At 69.2% G+C, this 17,053-nt stretch carries 14 protein-coding genes; 5 read left to right on the top strand and 9 right to left on the bottom strand.

Translation table 11 applies throughout. From position 1 onward, the window contains the following. Window positions 1-90: 90 nt before the first annotated feature. From IAE60_RS14405 to flhB, 5 genes are all read right to left on the bottom strand, one after another. Window positions 91-843, bottom strand: a complete 753-nt coding sequence (locus tag IAE60_RS14405) for an RNA polymerase sigma factor FliA (RefSeq protein WP_185896342.1) — start codon at window positions 841-843, stop codon at window positions 91-93. Then, a complete protein-coding gene (locus IAE60_RS14400) occupies window positions 840-1,718 on the bottom strand; it encodes a MinD/ParA family protein (RefSeq protein WP_185896341.1) in 879 nt (292 codons plus the stop codon). The genes IAE60_RS14405 and IAE60_RS14400 overlap by 4 nt, the downstream gene beginning before the upstream one ends. Continuing rightward, window positions 1,708-3,441: a flagellar biosynthesis GTPase FlhF gene (gene flhF, locus IAE60_RS14395; RefSeq protein WP_187572782.1), complete on the bottom strand. Its 1,734-nt coding sequence runs from the start codon at window positions 3,439-3,441 to the stop codon at window positions 1,708-1,710. The genes IAE60_RS14400 and flhF overlap by 11 nt, the downstream gene beginning before the upstream one ends. A 162-nt stretch (window positions 3,442-3,603) precedes the next feature. Next, window positions 3,604-5,688 (bottom strand): flagellar biosynthesis protein FlhA, encoded by a 2,085-nt coding sequence (gene flhA, locus IAE60_RS14390; RefSeq protein ID WP_187572781.1) that lies wholly within the window; start codon window positions 5,686-5,688, stop codon window positions 3,604-3,606. Beyond that, a complete protein-coding gene (gene flhB, locus IAE60_RS14385; RefSeq protein ID WP_187572780.1) occupies window positions 5,685-6,815 on the bottom strand; it encodes a flagellar biosynthesis protein FlhB in 1,131 nt (376 codons plus the stop codon). Before flhB ends, flhA begins: the two co-directional genes overlap by 4 nt. A gap of 110 nt (window positions 6,816-6,925) precedes the next feature. Here flhB and IAE60_RS14380 point away from each other — a divergent pair, with 110 nt between their 5' ends. The 4 genes from IAE60_RS14380 (at window position 6,926) to IAE60_RS14365 (ending at window position 13,114) form a co-directional block, all read left to right on the top strand. Beyond that, window positions 6,926-7,315, top strand: a complete 390-nt coding sequence (locus IAE60_RS14380; RefSeq protein ID WP_185896337.1) for a hypothetical protein — start codon at window positions 6,926-6,928, stop codon at window positions 7,313-7,315. 63 nt (window positions 7,316-7,378) lie between these two features. Further along, window positions 7,379-8,668 carry a TolC family protein gene (locus IAE60_RS14375; protein WP_187572779.1) on the top strand — a complete coding sequence of 430 codons (1,290 nt, stop codon included), beginning with the start codon at window positions 7,379-7,381 and terminating at the stop codon, window positions 8,666-8,668. After that, window positions 8,665-9,921, top strand: a complete 1,257-nt coding sequence (locus IAE60_RS14370) for an efflux RND transporter periplasmic adaptor subunit (protein WP_187572778.1) — start codon at window positions 8,665-8,667, stop codon at window positions 9,919-9,921. Before IAE60_RS14375 ends, IAE60_RS14370 begins: the two co-directional genes overlap by 4 nt. A 25-nt stretch (window positions 9,922-9,946) precedes the next feature. Continuing rightward, window positions 9,947-13,114 (top strand): efflux RND transporter permease subunit, encoded by a 3,168-nt coding sequence (locus IAE60_RS14365; RefSeq protein WP_187574767.1) that lies wholly within the window; start codon window positions 9,947-9,949, stop codon window positions 13,112-13,114. A gap of 6 nt (window positions 13,115-13,120) precedes the next feature. On the opposite strand, the gene IAE60_RS14360 is transcribed toward IAE60_RS14365, so the two are convergent. Continuing rightward, entirely contained in the window at window positions 13,121-14,104 is a 984-nt protein-coding gene (locus IAE60_RS14360; protein WP_162111359.1) for a GGDEF domain-containing protein, read from the bottom strand. Between the two features lie 238 nt (window positions 14,105-14,342). On the opposite strand from IAE60_RS14360, the gene IAE60_RS14355 reads away from it, so the two are divergent. After that, complete coding sequence (locus IAE60_RS14355) at window positions 14,343-14,987, top strand: hypothetical protein (RefSeq protein ID WP_187572777.1); 645 nt, start codon at window positions 14,343-14,345, stop codon at window positions 14,985-14,987. Window positions 14,988-15,079: 92 nt separating this feature from the next. Here IAE60_RS14355 and IAE60_RS14350 read toward each other — a convergent pair whose 3' ends face one another. From IAE60_RS14350 to IAE60_RS14340, 3 genes are all read right to left on the bottom strand, one after another. Then, window positions 15,080-15,670, bottom strand: coding sequence for a TetR/AcrR family transcriptional regulator (locus IAE60_RS14350; protein WP_187572776.1), 591 nt, complete (start codon window positions 15,668-15,670; stop codon window positions 15,080-15,082). A 216-nt stretch (window positions 15,671-15,886) separates the two neighbouring features. Then, window positions 15,887-16,678 (bottom strand): flagellar biosynthetic protein FliR, encoded by a 792-nt coding sequence (fliR, locus tag IAE60_RS14345; protein ID WP_187572775.1) that lies wholly within the window; start codon window positions 16,676-16,678, stop codon window positions 15,887-15,889. A gap of 91 nt (window positions 16,679-16,769) precedes the next feature. Continuing rightward, window positions 16,770-17,039: a flagellar biosynthetic protein FliQ gene (locus IAE60_RS14340; RefSeq protein WP_162111355.1), complete on the bottom strand. Its 270-nt coding sequence runs from the start codon at window positions 17,037-17,039 to the stop codon at window positions 16,770-16,772. Window positions 17,040-17,053 lie beyond the last annotated feature (14 nt).

Below are 17,053 nucleotides of genomic sequence, written 5' to 3'. Positions count from 1 at the left end.
AGGAGCGCCCTCGGGCGCGATGCTTGTCGCAGAAATTCAAGCAAGAGCATCGCGCCCGAGGGCGCTCCTACAGGTATGCATCGTCCAGGGTCACTCGTCGTCGCCCAGCCCCGCGTCCGCCTTCTCGAACACCTGCAGGCGGCCGCGCAGGCGCACCATGGCCTGGCCGTGGATCTGGCAGACGCGCGATTCGCTGACGCCGAGCACCGCACCGATCTCCTTCAGGTTGAGTTCCTGCTCGTAGTACATCGACAGTACCAGCTGTTCGCGCTCGGGCAACTGGCCGATGGCCTTCACCAGCTGCTGGCGGAACTCGCTGCGCTCCAGGTGCTGTTGCGGCGAGGGACCGCCGGTACGGGTGGTGTTGGGTTCGCCATGGTCGTCGATGTGCGATTCCAGGCTCAGCACCTGTCCGCGCGCCGCGTCTTCCATCAGGCGCAGGTATTCGGGCAGCGGCATCTCCATGGCGCTGGCCACTTCGGTGGCGATGGCGGCACGGCCGGTGCGCTGTTCGATCTCGCGCACGGTGGCGGCGGCCTGGCGGGCGCGGCGGTGCACCGAGCGGGGCACCCAGTCGCCCCGGCGGATCTCGTCGATCATCGAGCCGCGGATGCGGATGGACGCGTAGGTCTCGAACGAGGCCCCCTGTTCGGCGTCGTAGCTGCGCGAAGCCTCCAGCAGGCCGATCATGCCGGCCTGGATCAGGTCGTCGATCTCCACGCTGGCCGGCAGTCGGGCGGCCAGATGGTGGGCGATGCGGCGCACCAGGTCGGCATGCTGGGCGATGACGTCGTTGGCGGCGGTGCGCTGCACCGCGCGGTATTGGGCGGCGGCGGTGTTCATGCGGCCACCCCGCGCTGGATCAGGCGTTCCACGAAGAACTCCACGTTGCCGCGGGCGCCGACCGGGGGTTGCCAGCGCGCCGTGGTGCGGGCGATCTCGGCGATCGCGCGCGCCGACGGGCTGCCCGGATAGGCCTTCACCACCGCCTGCTGGCGTTGCACGGCGCGGCGCAGCCAGTCGTCCTGCGGCACGGCGCCCAGGTAATGCAGGGCCACGTCGCCGAGGAAGCGTTCGCAGACACGCGCGAGCTTCTCGTACAGTTTCCGGCCTTCGTTGGGGTCGCGCACCATGTTGGCGATCACGTGCACGCGGTCCAGCCCGCGTTCGCGCGCCAGCACCTTGATCAGGGCGTAGGCGTCGGTGATCGAGGCCGGCTCGTCGCAGACCACCACCACGGTGTCCTGCGCGGCCTGGCAGAAGGTCAGCACGCTGTCGGTGATGCCGGCGGCGGTGTCGACCACCATCACGTCGAGCGCGCGTTGCAGTTCGGAAAACACATGGACCAGGCCCACATGTTCGGCGGGCGTCAGTTCGGCCATGTGGCGGAAACCCGACGACGCCGGCACCACCATCAGGCCTTCAGGGCCTTCCAGCAGCACGTCCTCCAGCTGGCAGCGGCCGGCGACGAGATCGGCCAGGGTGAACTTCGGCGACAGGCCGAGCAGCACGTCCACGTTGGCCAAGCCCAGGTCGGCGTCCATCAGCAGCGTGCGCTTGCCCATTTCGGCCAGCGATACCGCCAGGTTCACGGACACGTTGGTCTTGCCCACGCCGCCCTTGCCGCCAGTCACGGCGATGACGCGCACCGGATGGAAGGCACCGGGCAGGGGGGGCGTGCTGCGGGGGTTGGTCTGCAGCAGGGGGTCAGGCGACATGGGTGGCCTCGGTCGAGCAGGGTTCGTCGGCTTCGCGGCGCAGCTGGTCCAGCCGCAGCACGAGGTGGGCGCTGTTGGCGCGATGGAGGTCGTCGGGCACGCGCTGGCCGTCGGTCACCCAGGCCATGGGCAGCTGGTGGTCCACGACCACCGACAGCGCACTGCCCAGGCGACCGGTTTCGTCCAGCTTGGTCAGCACCACGCCCTGTGGCTGCACGGTGCTGAAGCGGCGGACGACTTCGTCCAGGTCGGCGAAATGGGAATTGGCCGGCAGGCAGAGCAGGGTCTGCACCTGGCCGGACGCGCGCAGCCAGTTGAGCTGGCCGACCAGGTTGCGGTCGCGCTGGCCCAGGCCGGCGGTGTCTATCAGCACCAGCTTGTAGTCGCGCAGGCGTTCCAGCACCAACGCCAGGCCCTGTGCGCTGTCGGCCTCGTGCACGGCGATGCCCAGTTGGCGGCCGTAGCCGTGCAGCTGCTCGCGGCCGCCGATGCGCACGGTGTCGGTGGTCACCAGGGCCACATCGCGCGCGTTGTGGCGCTGGGCGAAGCAGGCCGCCAGCTTGGCGATGGTGGTGGTCTTGCCGGCCCCCGTGGGGCCGACCAGGGCGACCACGCCGCCGGTTTCCAGCGGATCGGCCTCGGTGACGGGCAGTTTCTTCGACAGCAGTCCCAGCATCAGGCCGCGACCGCGATGGGCCTCGGTGTCGGCGGGAATCTGCAGGGCGATGTCGCGGGTGATGCCGGCGTCGAAGCCGTAGTCTTCCATCAGCTCCATCGCCTGCATGCGCACCGGCGACCCGCGCAGGCGTTCGTCGGTGAGGCGGTGCATCTCGCGTTCGATCATTTCGCGCATCGCCGCCAGTTCGCCGCGCATCTGCACCAGCTGCGCGTCGCTCTCGCGCGCGTCGGCGGCGTTGTCGGCCACCACGGTCAGCGTGGGCACGGTGACGGCGGCCGGGGCGGGGACGGTGTCCGCGGAGGGCAGGCGCGCACCTGGCAGGGTGGCGACCTTCGGCGCAGGCGCCGGTTCCGGCAGGGCGACCGGCGGCGCGATCGACGGCAGCATTGCGTCCAGGTCCAGGGTGTCGTCGATGTCCGCGCGCACGGCGGTGCGCGGACGCGGCGGCGCGGCGGGTTCGGCGTGCGGTGCGACGGCAGGTGCCGGTTCGTTGGCGGGCGCCGCGGGCAGGCAGGCGGCCAGCTTGGCGGCGAAGGATGTGGGTTCGATCAGCTGCGGGGCGATGTCGCGCAGGGGTTGGCCGGGCGCGAAGCGCGGCGGCGCTTCGTTGGCGGCGGCAACCGGCGTTGCGACCACAGGCGCCACCGGCATGCGCGGCGTGGCGACGGGGGTCTCGGGACGCGCCGATCCCGGCACGACAGGTGCCGGCGCGCTCTGGCGACGCGCGAAGTAATTAGCGGCGGCCTCGGCGGGTGACAGGGACGCTGCGGCCGTTGCGGGCACCGCGGCGTTCGCGTCCGTGTTCGCGGCCCGGTTCGGCGCGGCCGGGTCCAGCAGCGGATGCAGCGGGGCGGTCGCGGCGGCCGGGCGCATCGCCTCCAGCGTGTGCTTCACCAGCGCCTCGTCGTAGTTGCTGGCGGCGACGATCTCGACGCCGTCCTCGGTGACGCGGTTGGACAGGATCACCGCGTCCGGGCCGTGTTCCTGGCGGACCATGGCGAAGGCGGCGCGCATGTCGGGGGCGACGAAGCGTTTGATTTTCATGGGATGAGGGCCGGGAACAGGGAACGGGGAACAGGGAACGACAGAGGGCGGGCGAACCGCTTCCCACGCGTTCGTCGAGACATCTGCTGCTGAATTCGTGTCATCTCATTGCTCCTGCCGATTGCGACCAACCCACATTCCCCGTTCCCGCTTGCCACACCATCAACTGATCGTCCCCACCAGCTTCAATCGCTTGTCCTCGGGCACCTCGCTGTAGGCCAGCACCGACAGCGAGGGGACGCTGTGGCGGACCAGGCGGGCGAGGGCGGCGCGGACCGAACCCGGTACCAGCACCACTGCAGGCTCACTGCGGGCTTCCTGCTTGGTCACCACGTCGGCGAGGCTCTGGTGCAGGCGTTCTGCCAGTCCCGGTTCCAGCGCCGCGCCGGTTCCCTGGGTGCTGTCCTGCAAGACGCGTTCCAGATTCGGCGCCAGGGTGTAGACGGGCAGCTCCGGGGTCATGCCGGAGATTTCCTGCACGATGAAACGCCCCAGCGAGGTGCGCACGGCGGCGGTGAGTGCGGCCGGGTCGCTGTTCTGCGGCGCGAATTCCACCAGCGACTCCACGATGCGGCGCAGCTGGCGGATCGGCACGCGCTCGACCAGCAGGTTCTGCAGCACGCGCACCACGGTGGCCAGCGGCAGCGTCTTGGGCGTGAGGTCCTCGACCAGCTTGGGCGCGCTGCGTCCCAGCTGCGACAGCAGCTGCTGTACTTCTTCGTGACCAAGCAGTTCAGGTGCGTGTTCGCGGACCAGGTGGGAGAGGTGGGTGGCCATGACGGTGGCCGGATCGACCACGGTATAGCCGAGCGATTCGGCGGTGGCCTTCTGGTGGGACTGGATCCACACCGCATCCAGGCCGAAGGCCGGGTCCTTGCCGGGGATGCCGTCGATGGCGCCGAAGGCGCCGCCGGGGTCCAGGGCCAGCTCGCGGTCCGGATGGATCTCGGCCGTGGCGACGGGGACGCCGTGCACCAGCAGGCGGTAACCGTTGGAGGGCAGTTCCAGGTTGTCGCGGATGTGCACCGGCGGGATCAGGAATCCCAGGTCCTGGGTCAGCTTGCGGCGCACCGCCTTGATGCGCGACATCAGTTCGCCGCCCTGGTTCTTGTCGACCAGCGGAATCAACCGGTAGCCCACTTCCAGGCCCAGCGGATCGACCGGGCGCAGTTCGTCCCAGGTCAGCTCCGCGTTGCGGTCCGGTGCGCCGGGGGCGGGCAGGGCCGCGACATCGCCGGTGGCGGCTTCGGGCCCCTCCTGCGTGCGCTTCCACATCTTCCAGGCCAGGTAGCCCAGGATCGCGGCCAGCGTCAAAAAGGCGACGTTGGGCATGCCCGGCACCAGGCCGACCAGGCCCAGCACGCCCGCGGCCACTGCCAGCGCCTTGTGCTGGCCGAAGGCCTGACCCATCACGGCCTGGCCCATGTCCTGCGAACGGGAGGCGCGGGTGACCAGCATGGCCACCGCCGAAGACACCAGCAGCGCCGGCAGCTGCGCCACCAGGCCGTCGCCGATTGACAGCAGCGTGTAGGTGGACGCGGCCTCGGCCGCCGGCATGCCGTGCTGGGCCATGCCCACGGCGAAACCGCCGACCAGGTTGATGAACAGGATCAGGATGCCGGCGATGGCATCGCCACGGATGAACTTGTTGGCGCCGTCCATCGCACCGTAGAAATCGGCCTCCTCGCGGACTTCCTCGCGGCGCGCCTTGGCTTCCTCGCGGGTCAGGATGCCGGCGTTGAGATCGGCGTCGATGGCCATCTGCTTGCCGGGCATCGCGTCCAGGATGAAGCGCGCCGACACCTCGGAAATACGGCCCGCGCCCTTGGTGATCACCACGAAGTTGATGATGGTCAGGATGGCGAACACCACGATGCCGACCGCGTAGTTGCCGCCCACCACGAACTCGCCGAAGGCCGCGATGACCTTGCCGGCGGCGTCATGGCCGTTCTGGCCGTTGAGCAGGATCACTCGGGTGGAGGCCACGTTCAGCGCCAGACGCAGCATCGTGGTCATCAGCAGGATGATGGGGAAGATCGTGAAGTCCAGCGGGCGCTTCACGTAGATCACGGCCAGCAGCACCACCAGCGAGATGGCGATGTTGAAGCTGAACAGCGCGTCCAGGACCGGCGGGGCCAGCGGCACCACGATCATGGCCAGCAGCGCCAGCACCACCAGCGGCGCGCCCAGGCCGTTCTTCAGCATCTCCATCCAGCGCACGCCGCCGGCGGCCGGTTGCGCGCTCATGCCTTGCCCCCATGCTCATCCACGTCCACGGCGGGCATGTCCGGATGCGGGGCTTCGCCCACGCGCCAGGCGCGCAGCTGGTACACGTAGGACAGGATCTGGGCGACGGCGGCGTACAGTCTCACGGGGATCTCCCGGCCAAGCTGCCCCTCCCGATACAAGGCGCGTGCCAGCGGGGGCGCGGAGACGATGGCGATGCGGTGGGCGTCGGCCACTTCGCGGATGCGCAGGGCCAGTTCGTCCACACCCTTGGCGACCACGGTAGGCGCGCCCATCTGGCCGGCCTGGTACTTCAGCGCCACCGCGTAGTGAGTGGGGTTCACCACCACCACGTCGGCGGTCGGGACCTCTTCCATCATCCGGCGCTGCGACAGCTGGTGCTGCATCTGCCGGATGCGGCCCTTCACTTCCGGGCTGCCCTCGCTTTCCTTCATCTCCTCGCGCAGTTCCTGGCGCGTCATCTTCAGCTTCCGCATCCAGTTCCACTTCTGGTAGGGCGCGTCGATGGCGGCCAGCAGGATCAGCCCGCCGGTGGTGGCCAGCAGCAGGGTGCTGGTGAACGCCAGCCCGCTGCGCACGGCCTGTTCCAGCGGCATGGTCAGCAGTTCGCGCAGGGGGTTGAGCCCCAGCTTCACGCAGATCGCCGCCGCGCCGCCGATCAGGGCCACGCGCAGCAGCGACTTCAGCAGTTCGGCGACGCTTTCGGCGCCGTACAGGCGCTTGAGGCCGGCAGCCGGGCTGAGACGCTTGAAATCGGGCATCAGCGCCTTCTGCGAGAACTGCAGGCCGCTCATCGCCACCGGCGCCACCAGGCCGGCGAGCACGCAGATGCCGGCCACCGGCGCGATCACGGCGAGCAGCTTGAGCAGCAGCAGCCCCACGTGGCCGAACAACTGGTCCGGCTGGCGCATCAGTGCCGCATCGGGGGTCAGGGCGATCTTCATCCAGCCCAGCGCATTCCGGGCGAGGGAAGGCCCCATCGCGATGATCGCCAGCACGCCCGCCCCGAACACCGCTGCCGTCGCCAGCTCGCGCGAGCGCGGGATGTTGCCCTGTTCACGGGCTTCGCGGCGTCGTTTTTCGGTGGGGAGTTCTGTGCGTTCGCCGCTTTCGTCCTGCTCAGACATGGCGTGTTTCCGACGGGGTCGGAGCGGTCGTTGCAAGTCCCGTTCCACTCCGCGGACGCGGCGCGACATGGAATTGTCTAACGCTGTCCCGCGCAGCTAGCATCTGGCAGATGCTGTTCCGCGCCCTCCGCCGACCCCGCTGCCTGCTACTGCGCCTGCCTGCGCTGGCGCTGCTGTTGCTGGCGGTGCTGGCCAATCCGGTGCTGGCCTCGCTGGGCGATCTGCACGAACTGGGCAGCCGCGGGGAACACCTGCATGCCGTGTCCGAGCACGGCGATGCGGCATCCGGGCACGAACATGCCGATGGCGAGGCCGGCGAGGGCGACCTGCTGCATGCGCTGATGCATGCCAGCCATTGCTGCGGCCATCTGACCGCCATCGTGCCGGCGCCGATCGCGCTGCCCGGCATGCCGCCGGCGTCGGCGGCGCCCCTCGCCGACACCGTGCCCCTGCCGCCGTCGCGGCCGGCTTCGCTGCTGCGTCCTCCGATCGTCGCGTGACGGCCGTGCCGGGCCGAGCTTGCTCCGTCCGGCGTTCCATCACCGACTTTCCGGAGACTCCCCATGTGGTTGCGACTGGCGGCACTGGCCGCCCTCGCGATCGCGCCGTGCGTGCACGCGCAGGCGCCATCGCCCATTGTTCCCCCTGATGTCCTCACGCTCGACGATGCCGTCGCGCGCGTGGCCCGTACCCATCCCGACCTGCGCCTGATCGATGCCCGCCGAGGCGGACTGCAGGCGGATTTCGACGCCGCGTCGCTGCGGCCGGCCCTGCGCGCGGGGCTGGACATCGAGAACGCGCTGGGCAGCGGGGATGCGCGCGCCTTCCGCCAGACCGAGACCACCCTGACCCTGGCCGGCGTGCTGGAGCGCGGCGGCAAGCTGGATGCGCGGCGCACGCTGGCGCAGGCCCGCATCGACGCGCTCGCCCTGCAGCGCGAGACGCAGCGGCTGGACCTGCTGGCGGATGTGGCGCGCCGCTATCTTGCCTTCGCAGCGGCGCGCGCCCGGAAGACCATCGCCGAGCAGGACATCGCCCAGCGCCGGCGGACCGTCGCCGGTGCACGCCAACGACTGCAGGCCGGCGCATCGCCGGAATCGGTCGTGCTGACGGCGGAGGCGGCGCTCGCGCGCGCCGAACTCTCGCGGGCGCGTGCGGAGCAGCAGGAGGTCGCCGCGCGCCAGCATCTGGCCGCACTGTGGGGCGAACGCGCACCGCGTTTCGACATCGCGCCGGCCGATCCGCTGGCATTGCCCGACATCGCGGATGCGGCTGAATTGGCCGCGTTGCTCGACGGCACACCGGAACTGGCCCAGTTCGCAGACGAACGCCGCGTGCGCGAAGCGCGCGTACGCCTGGCCCGTACCGCGGCAACCCCCGATATCGACTGGCAGGTGGGCGTGCGTCGCCTGCAGGAGGGCGGCGACATGGCGCTGGTCGGCGGCGTGTCGCTGCCGCTGGGCGGCGCGCGCCGTGCCGGTCCGGAGATCCGGTCCGCCGAGGCCGACCTCGCGGCGCTGGAGATCGAGCGCGAATCGCGCGATATCGCGCTGTACTCGACCCTGGCCGACGCGCATGGCCGTTACCGGGTGGCGCAGCTCGACGTGCAGCGCACGCGCACCGATGTGCTGCCGCGCCTGTTGCGTGCCGAGCAGGCGGCCGAGCGCGCGTACCGCGCGGGCGCCATCAGCTACCTCGAATGGGCGCAGCTGCAATCCGAGACCACGGCGACCCGTCGCCAGCAACTGGACGCCGCGCTCGACGCGCAGGCGGCCCTGATCGAAATACAGCGGCTCACCGGACAGGCGTTCGTCGCCGTCCCTGCCGCTTCACCGGAAGGAACGACCCCATGACCCTGCGACCCCTGATCGGCGCGCTCGCGCTTTCCCTGTTGCTGGTCGCCTGCGGCGGCAAGGACGACCATGCCGAAGCTGGCCATGGCCACGAAGGCGAAGAACACGGCGCGGAAGAAGCCGCACGCGGCGAACACGGTGGCCGGTTGCTGACACAGGACGGCGTCACCGTCGAGCTCGCCATCGCCGAAAGCGGCACGCCGCCGACCTACCAAGCCTGGCTCTACCGCGACGGCAAGCCGCTGCCGGCGACGGCGGGCACGGTCGAGGTGCGCCTCGTCCGCCTGGGCGGCGTTCGCGAGCAGCACACGCTCGTACCGCAGGCCGATGGCAGCCTGCTCGCCAGGACCATGGTCGGCGAACCCCATTCCTTCGATGTCGAAGTGCTCGCCCGCGTGGAAGGCAAGGCCCTGCGCTGGACCTACGACAGTTACGAAGGCCGCACCACGATCGCCGCGAGGATCGCCGAGGACTCCGGCATCCGCGTCGCGCCGGTACAAGCCGGCGTGATCGCCGACGAGCACGAGGTACAAGGTCTGCTGACGCCGGTGGAAGGCCGTGTGGCCAACATCGCCGCGCGCTTCCCCGGGCCGATCCGCCGCCTCACCGCCCACGTGGGCGACCGCGTGCGGGCCGGCCAGGCGCTGGCGACGGTGGAAAGCAATCTCAGCCTGACCACGTACCCGGTGACCACGCCGATCAGCGGCGTCGTGCTGGCGCGCAACGCGAGCGTGGGCAGCGTGGCGACCGAAGGCGCGACGCTGTTCGAGGTCGCCGACCTGTCGTCGCTGTGGGTGGACCTGCACATCTTCGGCGCGGATGCCCAGCACATCGTGCCCGGCGTGCCGGTGACGGTGACGCGGCTCAGTGATGGCGTGACTGCGCAGACCACCTTGGAACGCGTGCTGCCCGGCACCGCGACCGCCAGCCAGAGCACGGTGGCGCGCGCCACGCTGGCGAATGCCGATGGTCTGTGGCGGCCCGGCTCCGCGGTGAAGGCGCGGATCACGGTGGAACAGCAGCCGGCCGCGCTGGTGCTGCCGGTGGCAGCGCTGCAGACATTCCGCGACTGGAATGTGGTGTTCGTGCGCGTCGGCGAGACGTACGAGATCCGTCCGATCGAACTCGGCAAGCGCGATGCCGAACGCGTCGAGGTGCTGTCCGGCCTCAAGGCAGGCGATCAGGTCGTGGTGGAGCAGAGCTACCTGGTGAAGGCCGATATCGAGAAGTCGGGGGCCTCGCATGACCACTGATGCCACGATCCCGACGCCGCAAGGTCTGCTCGAACGCATCCTGCGCTTCGCCATCGCGCATCGCTGGCTGATGCTGGCGCTGACGGTCGCGTTGATCGCCGTCGGCAGCTGGAGCTTCAGCCGGCTGCCCATCGACGTCACGCCCGACATTACCAACGTGCAGGTGCAGGTCAACACGCAGGTGGACGGGTACTCGCCACTGGAGTCCGAACAACGGGTGACGTTCCCGATCGAGACGGCGCTGGCGGGACTGCCGGGACTGGACTACACGCGCTCGATCTCGCGCTACGGGCTGTCGCAGGTGAGCGTGGTGTTCCAGGACGGCACCGACCTGTACTTCGCGCGCCAGCAGGTGGCCGAGCGCCTGCAGCAGGTCAAGTCGCAGCTGCCCGCGGGACTGGAACCGGCGATGGGCCCCATCGCCACCGGCATGGGCGAGATCTTCATGTACACGGTGGAAGCCGACGCGAAGGCGCGCAAGGCGGACGGCACACCGTTCACCGCCACCGACCTGCGCACGTTGCACGACTGGGTCGTGCGTCCGCAACTGCGCAACGTGCCGGGCGTGACCGAGGTCAACACCATCGGCGGCTTCGCGCGCCAGATCCACATCACGCCGGACCCGGCACGACTGGTCGCGCTCGGTTTTACCCTGCACGACGTGGTCACGGCGGTCTCCGCCAACAACCAGAACGTCGGCGCGGGTTACATCGAGCGCAATGGCCAGCAGTTCCTCGTGCGCGCGCCGGGGCAGGTCGCCGACCTGGAGGGCATCCGCGACATCGTGCTGGACCGGCGCGACGGTGTCCCGATCCGCGTGCGCGATGTGGCCCAGGTGGGCGAAGGCCCGGAGTTGCGGACCGGTGCGGCGACGATGGACGGCCGGGAAGTCGTGCTGGGTACCACCTTCATGCTGATCGGGGCCAACAGTCGCGAGGTCGCGCAGGCCACCGCGGCACGCCTGATCGAGGCGAACCGCAGCCTGCCTGCGGGTGTGCGCGCAGTACCGGTGTACGACCGCACCACGCTGGTCGACCGCACCATCCGCACGGTGGCGAAGAACCTGGTGGAGGGCGCGCTGCTGGTCATCGCCGTGCTGTTCCTGCTGCTGGGCAACGTGCGCGCCGCGCTCATCACCGCGGCGGTGATTCCGCTGGCGATGCTGTTCACGCTGACCGGCATGGTCCGTGGCGGCGTGTCCGGCAATCTGATGAGCCTGGGTGCGCTGGATTTCGGCCTGATCGTGGACGGCGCGGTCATCATCATCGAGAACTGCCTGCGCCGTTTCGGCGAACTGCAGCACGCGCTGGGCCGCGCGCTGACCGAGGAAGAACGCCTGGGCGCGACGGCGTCCGCGACCGCCGAGGTCATCCGGCCCAGCCTGTTCGGCCTGGGCATCATCACCGCGGTCTACCTGCCGATCTTCGCGCTCACCGGCGTGGAGGGAAAGATGTTCCACCCGATGGCGATCACGGTGGTGCTGGCCCTGACCGGCGCGATGGTGCTGTCGTTGACGTTCGTGCCGGCCGCCATCGCGCTGTTCCTGCGCGGCAAGGTGCAGGAGAAGGACACGCGGCTCATGCAGTGGGCGCGTCGCGCCTACGCGCCCGCACTGGCATGGGCACTGCGCCGGCGCGGGCCCGTGGTGGCCGGCGCGTTGGCGACGGTGGTGCTGTGCGGTCTGCTGGGCACGCGCCTGGGCTCGGAGTTCGTGCCCAGCCTGGACGAAGGCGACATCGCCATGCACGCGATGCGCATTCCCGGCACCAGCCTGGACCAGGCCGTGCACATGCAATCCACGCTGGAGGCGCGGATCAAGCAGTTCCCCGAGGTCTACCACGTGTTCGGCAAGCTCGGGACCGCCGAGGTGGCGACCGATCCGATGCCACCCTCGGTCGCCGATACCTTCATCATGCTCAGGCCGCGCAGCGAATGGCCCGATCCAGGCAAGACGAAGGCGGCGCTGGTGGCCGAGATCGAAAGCGCGGTGAAGCAGATACCGGGCAACAACTACGAGTTCACCCAACCCATCCAGATGCGCATGAACGAGTTGATTTCCGGCGTGCGTGCGGACGTGGCGATCAAGGTTTACGGCGACGACCTGGATACGCTGGTGAGGCTCGGCGAACAGGTGGAGACGGTGGCGAAGGCGGTGGACGGCGCGGCCGACGTGCGGCTGGAGCAGGCCACGGGCCTGCCGCTGCTGACCATCACGCCGGACCGCCAGGCGCTGATCCGCTACGGCCTCAATCCCGGCGACGTGCAGCACACCGTCGCGACCGCCGTAGGTGGCGAAGTTGCCGGCCAGTTGTTCGAAGGCGACCGCCGCTTCGACATCGTCGTGCGGTTGCCGGAGGCGTTGCGTCAGGATCCCGCAGCGCTCCATGACCTGCCGATTCCGCTCGGCGGCGACGGCAACCTGGACGAATCCACGCGCACGCCGGCCTGGCAATCCGGCGCGCCCGGCACCGTGCCGCTGCGCGAGGTCGCCACGATCGCGACGACGCTGGGCCCGAACCAGGTGAACCGCGAGAACGGAAAACGCCGCGTCGTGGTGACCGCCAACGTGCGCGGCCGCGATCTGGGCGGGTTCGTTGCCGAGCTGCGGCAGCGCATCGGCGCCAACGTCGAGATTCCCGCCGGCTACTGGGTCGACTACGGAGGCACGTTCGAGCAGTTGATCTCCGCCGGCCAGCGGCTGGGCGTGGTGGTGCCGGTCACCCTGGTCTTCATCTTCGCGCTGCTGTTCTGGGCGTTCGGGTCGGCCAAGGATGCGGCCATCGTGTTCACCGGCGTGCCGCTGGCGCTCACCGGCGGAGTGGTGGCGCTGGCCCTGCGCGGCATTCCGCTGTCGATCTCCGCCGGCGTGGGCTTCATTGCGCTGTCCGGCGTGGCGGTGCTGAACGGCCTGGTGATGATCGCCTTCATCCGCAAGCTGCGCGAGCAGGGCACGGATCTGGACACGGCCGTCGTCGACGGTGCGCTGGGGCGCCTGCGACCGGTGCTGATGACCGCGCTGGTGGCCTCGCTGGGCTTCCTGCCGATGGCGCTCAATGTCGGCGCCGGATCGGAAGTGCAGCGCCCGCTGGCCACGGTGGTGATCGGCGGCATCGTGTCATCCACGCTGCTGACCCTGCTGGTGCTGCCGGTGCTGTACCGGTGGTGGCATCGCCACGAGGAGGTACGCGGCTGACGTCGCCTAGAACAGGTCGTCCGCGATCACGTAGCTGTCGCGGCCGGCCGACTTGGCGCGGTAGAGGGCGGCGTCCGCGCGCGAGAACCAGTCGTGCCAGGTCTTTTCCTGTTCGCGCAGCATCGCCGCGCCCAGCGAGATGGTGATGCGGCCGCCGGGACCGCGCAGCGAGCTGCGGACGGCCTTGCGAAGGCGTTCGGTCGCGGCTTCCAGGTCTTCCGTGCCGTCCAGCTCCAGCAGGGCCACGAACTCCTCGCCGCCGAAGCGGAACACCTGGTCGTTGCGTCGCATCTCGAAGCGCAGGATGGAGGCCAGGTCGGCGATGGCCGCATCGCCGGCCGCATGGCCGTACTGGTCGTTGACGTCCTTGAAATGGTCAAGGTCCAGCACGACCAGGCCGAAGCGGCGTTCGCCGCGCTGGAACCGCCCCACCGCGTCGGCCAGGGCGCGTTCCATGCTGCGCCGGTTCGGTACGCCGGTCAGCGCGTCGATCGCGGCCAGACGTTCCAGCTGCACGCGGTCGTCCTGCGTGCGGGCCGCGAAGATCAGCGAGAACACGGTGATCAGGCTGGCACTGACAAGCACCGATGCGGCATGCACGCCGTCGTGGAAGAAGCCGGGGATCAGTTGCATCCCCACGATCAGCAGCGTGTTGCAGACCACCGCCATCCAGCGATGCGCGATGAAGAAGTTGGTCAGCAGCACCAGGTAGGTCCAGGTGAGCGCCGTATGGCCCAGCAGCAGGCAGGCACCGAAGGTGGCGGCGGAGTTGAGCGCCGCCAGCACGTTGCCGGCACGCAGGCTGTCGCCCCCGCGCCAGGCATGGATCACCGGTGCCGCCACCGCCGCCACGACGGCCAGGTCGAACCACGCCTTCGTCCATTCGCCGACCCACATCCGGTAGACACCGAACGAGGCGATGGTCGCCGCCGCGGTGAAGCCCAGCAGGACGATGATATCCAGGCGGAAGTCTCGGCGTTTCGGCTTCATGGACAGGGCCGGATGCGGGCGATGGGGATCGGGGTTCTCGCGGCTCAAGGCAAAAGTGAGAGGACAGGGCTGCGCCGCGCAGTGTAGGCGCTTGCCCGAAGTGGGGAGTGACGATGATCACGCTTGGCTGGGCCTGCGCGGGCGGCGGCTCGCATGCAACGCACATTCGGGCCACGATGTCACCAGCTGTTCAGGCGGACCTCCGAAGACTGCGCCCACACGTTCGAGGAGGAAGGACATGAAAGCACTGAAAACCGCCGTCATGGTGGCGTCGCTGGGCTGGGCGGTCGCATCGTCGATGCCGGTACAGGCGCAGACCGTGGGTTACAACATCCGCACGGGCGATGTCTGGGTGGATACGCGTCTGGGCGAAATCAACGATTACGGCCGCCGCTACCGCGATCCGTTCGTGTCGGAGATGACGGGCTACTACGGCGCGCCGCGCTCGCTGGTGCTGGATCTGCTGGATCGGCGGGGCTGGGCGCCGGCCGATGTGTACTTCGCTTGCGCCATCGCGCGTACGCTCGGGATTCCCTGCCTGGACGTGGTGCAGCGCTACGAGCGCAATCCCGGCGTAGGCTGGGGCAACCTGGCCAAGCAGATGGGCATCAAGCCCGGTTCGCGCGAATTCCACGCGCTGAAGAATGGCGCCGTGAGTACCTACGATCGCTGGGGTTACCCCATCCGCATCGACCAGCGCGTCAGCGTGGACTGGTCGAAGCACGGCCCGGGCCAGGGCAAGGGGGGCGGCAAGCCTGCGCAGGCGGGGTCCGCCAAGCCGGACCATGCGGGCCATGGACAAGGCAACAGCGGCAGGGGTCCCGGCAACAGCGGCAAGGGCAACAGCGGCAAGGGTAATGGAAAGGGCAACGGACGCGACTGAGCCTTTTCCCTGCTGAAACGGAGAACGGCCTCCTGATGGAGGCCGTTCCTGTTTGCGCCGCGCGTAGTCTCCGCCTCTGCCGCGCGGCGGCCTCAGGCCGACAGCGCTTCCAGCGTCTTGAACACCTGCGGGACCGCCATTGCCGGCGTGCCGCCATTGACCGATACGGCACGCAGGCCGTGCTGGTAACTCTGCCAGATCATCTCGTCCGCATGCTGGATGTCCACGCCGCGGAATTCGCCCGCGGCCATGCCCCGGCTCAGTTCCTGGCGCACCGGTTCGCGCATCCGCCGCAGTGCGGCATTCATCTCCGCCTCGACGGCGGGCGACCACTTCGCCGACACGCTCCACAGCGCGGGGAACGCGATGAAGTTGGCCGCATCCTCGCGTGCCGTCCAGAAATAGAAATCGAGGATGCGCTGGGCATGCGTCGACCCCTGCGGCCGTTCCACCAGCGGGGCCTTCCGCGCGGTGTAGTCCCGGATATACAGGGTGGCGATGATGTCGGCCTTGGTCTCGAAATGCAGGATGACGCCCCGCGCGCTGAGACCGGTTTCTTCCCCCAGGTCCATCAGCGTGGTCTGGTCGAAGCCCTTGGTAAAGAACAGGCGGCGGGCGGCGGCCAGCACGGCTTCCCGCGTTTCCTGGCTGGTGCGTCGTTTCTGGGTCGGACTGTGGTTCACGTGCGCTCTCCTGATCGCGGGGACGGACATCCCCCCTGCATCGGCCTGGACCTGCGTCCCTTCCGTGCGCCTGCGTATGTGGCGGTTCCCTCTACGACATTCTGCACAAATTCATGCATTTAGTGGAACCCGTGACGCAGGGTCCATGTGAAATGCGCACGTGGATGCGTGAAACGGCGCGACAACTCACGTTTCCAAAGAGTAACCAGATTTTCGTCAGTGAGTGAGTTGCCGCGCTGCATCAAACGACAGATCGAAGACCCGTTGCACCGGCGGGCCCAGTTCGCCGGCCAGCAGCGCCAGCAGGAACAGGCCCAGCAGCAGGGCCGTGGGCAGGCCCAGCTGGATCGGGTTGAGGGCCGGCGCGGCGCGGCCCAGCACGCCGAAGGCCAGGTTCACCGCCAGCATCGCCACCATCACCGGAAGGGCCAGCCCGACCGCCGCGCGCAGGACGTGGCCGAACAGCATCGGGGCGACTTCCAGCATCTGCTGCACGTCAGGCAGCGCCGTACCGATGGGCAGCGACCGGTAGCTGTCCACCAGCAGGGATACCAGCGCCAGATGGCCATTGGCGGTGAAGAACAGCAGGCCGAATGCCAGGTAGAACCACTGGCCGACGACGCCCGAGTTCACGCCACGCAGGGGATCGGACATCTGCGCGAACGCCAGGCCGGTGCCCTGCGAGATCAATTCGCCAGCCATCGCACCGGCCTCGAAGGCCAGCCGCAGCATGAACCCCATGCTGGCGCCGACGGCCAGTTCGCGCGCGACGTTGAGCACGGTGCTGGCGTCGAAGGCGATCCGGTCCGGCGTGCCCGGCAGCAGCGGCGTCAGCGCCATCGCCAGCGCACCGGCGATGATCACGCGCACACGCACCGACACGGCGCGCGTCCCGATCAACGGGGCGGCCATCAGCAGCGCGCCGGTACGCAGCATGGTCCACAGGATGGCGTTGATCATCCCGAAGGCCTGCTGGCCGTCGATCACCATCTGGGTGGCGGGATCCATGGGCGAGAGGTGAGGAGAGGCGTGAGAAGTGAGAGAAAGCGGGAGCGGTGAATGTCAGGCGTGTCGAGGCTGACTTCACTCATTTCTCGCATCACCCGATCAGATGCGGCAATCGTTGGAACAGCGTCGTCGTGTACTCCACCAGCACGCCCAGCAGGTAGCTGCCGGTGGCGAACAGGGCGGCGGTCAGCGCGATGGCCTTGGCCACGAAGGCGATGGTGGGTTCGTTGAGCTGGGTGGCGGCCTGGATCACGCCGACCACCACGCCGACGACCAGCACGACCAGCAGCAACGGGCCTCCGACCCAGAGAGCGATCTCCAGGCCGTCGCGCAGTTCGGTGAGGGCGGTTTCGGGACTCATGGCAAGGCCGGGAA

The organism is Pseudoxanthomonas mexicana (assembly GCF_014397415.1).
Classification (GTDB): domain Bacteria; phylum Pseudomonadota; class Gammaproteobacteria; order Xanthomonadales; family Xanthomonadaceae; genus Pseudoxanthomonas_A; species Pseudoxanthomonas_A mexicana.
The sequence above is the reverse complement of the archived record's forward strand: the minus strand, read 5'-3'. Positions and strand labels throughout refer to the sequence as shown.

Bases quoted from the DNA above. Each gene is read 5' to 3' on its own strand.
- IAE60_RS14340 (WP_162111355.1), bottom strand. From the start codon at position 17,039: ATGAGTCCCGAAACCGCCCTCACCGAACTGCGCGACGGCCTGGAGATC.
- IAE60_RS14375 (WP_187572779.1), top strand. From the start codon at position 7,379: ATGTGGTTGCGACTGGCGGCACTGGCCGCCCTCGCGATCGCGCCGTGC.
- flhB (WP_187572780.1), bottom strand. From the start codon at position 6,815: ATGTCTGAGCAGGACGAAAGCGGCGAACGCACAGAACTCCCCACCGAA.
- fliR (WP_187572775.1), bottom strand. From the start codon at position 16,678: ATGGATCCCGCCACCCAGATGGTGATCGACGGCCAGCAGGCCTTCGGG.
- IAE60_RS14400 (WP_185896341.1), bottom strand. From the start codon at position 1,718: ATGTCGCCTGACCCCCTGCTGCAGACCAACCCCCGCAGCACGCCCCCC.
- IAE60_RS14380 (WP_185896337.1), top strand. From the start codon at position 6,926: ATGCTGTTCCGCGCCCTCCGCCGACCCCGCTGCCTGCTACTGCGCCTG.
- IAE60_RS14360 (WP_162111359.1), bottom strand. From the start codon at position 14,104: ATGAAGCCGAAACGCCGAGACTTCCGCCTGGATATCATCGTCCTGCTG.
- IAE60_RS14405 (WP_185896342.1), bottom strand. From the start codon at position 843: ATGAACACCGCCGCCGCCCAATACCGCGCGGTGCAGCGCACCGCCGCC.
- flhF (WP_187572782.1), bottom strand. From the start codon at position 3,441: ATGAAAATCAAACGCTTCGTCGCCCCCGACATGCGCGCCGCCTTCGCC.
- flhA (WP_187572781.1), bottom strand. From the start codon at position 5,688: ATGAGCGCGCAACCGGCCGCCGGCGGCGTGCGCTGGATGGAGATGCTG.
- IAE60_RS14355 (WP_187572777.1), top strand. From the start codon at position 14,343: ATGAAAGCACTGAAAACCGCCGTCATGGTGGCGTCGCTGGGCTGGGCG.
- IAE60_RS14370 (WP_187572778.1), top strand. From the start codon at position 8,665: ATGACCCTGCGACCCCTGATCGGCGCGCTCGCGCTTTCCCTGTTGCTG.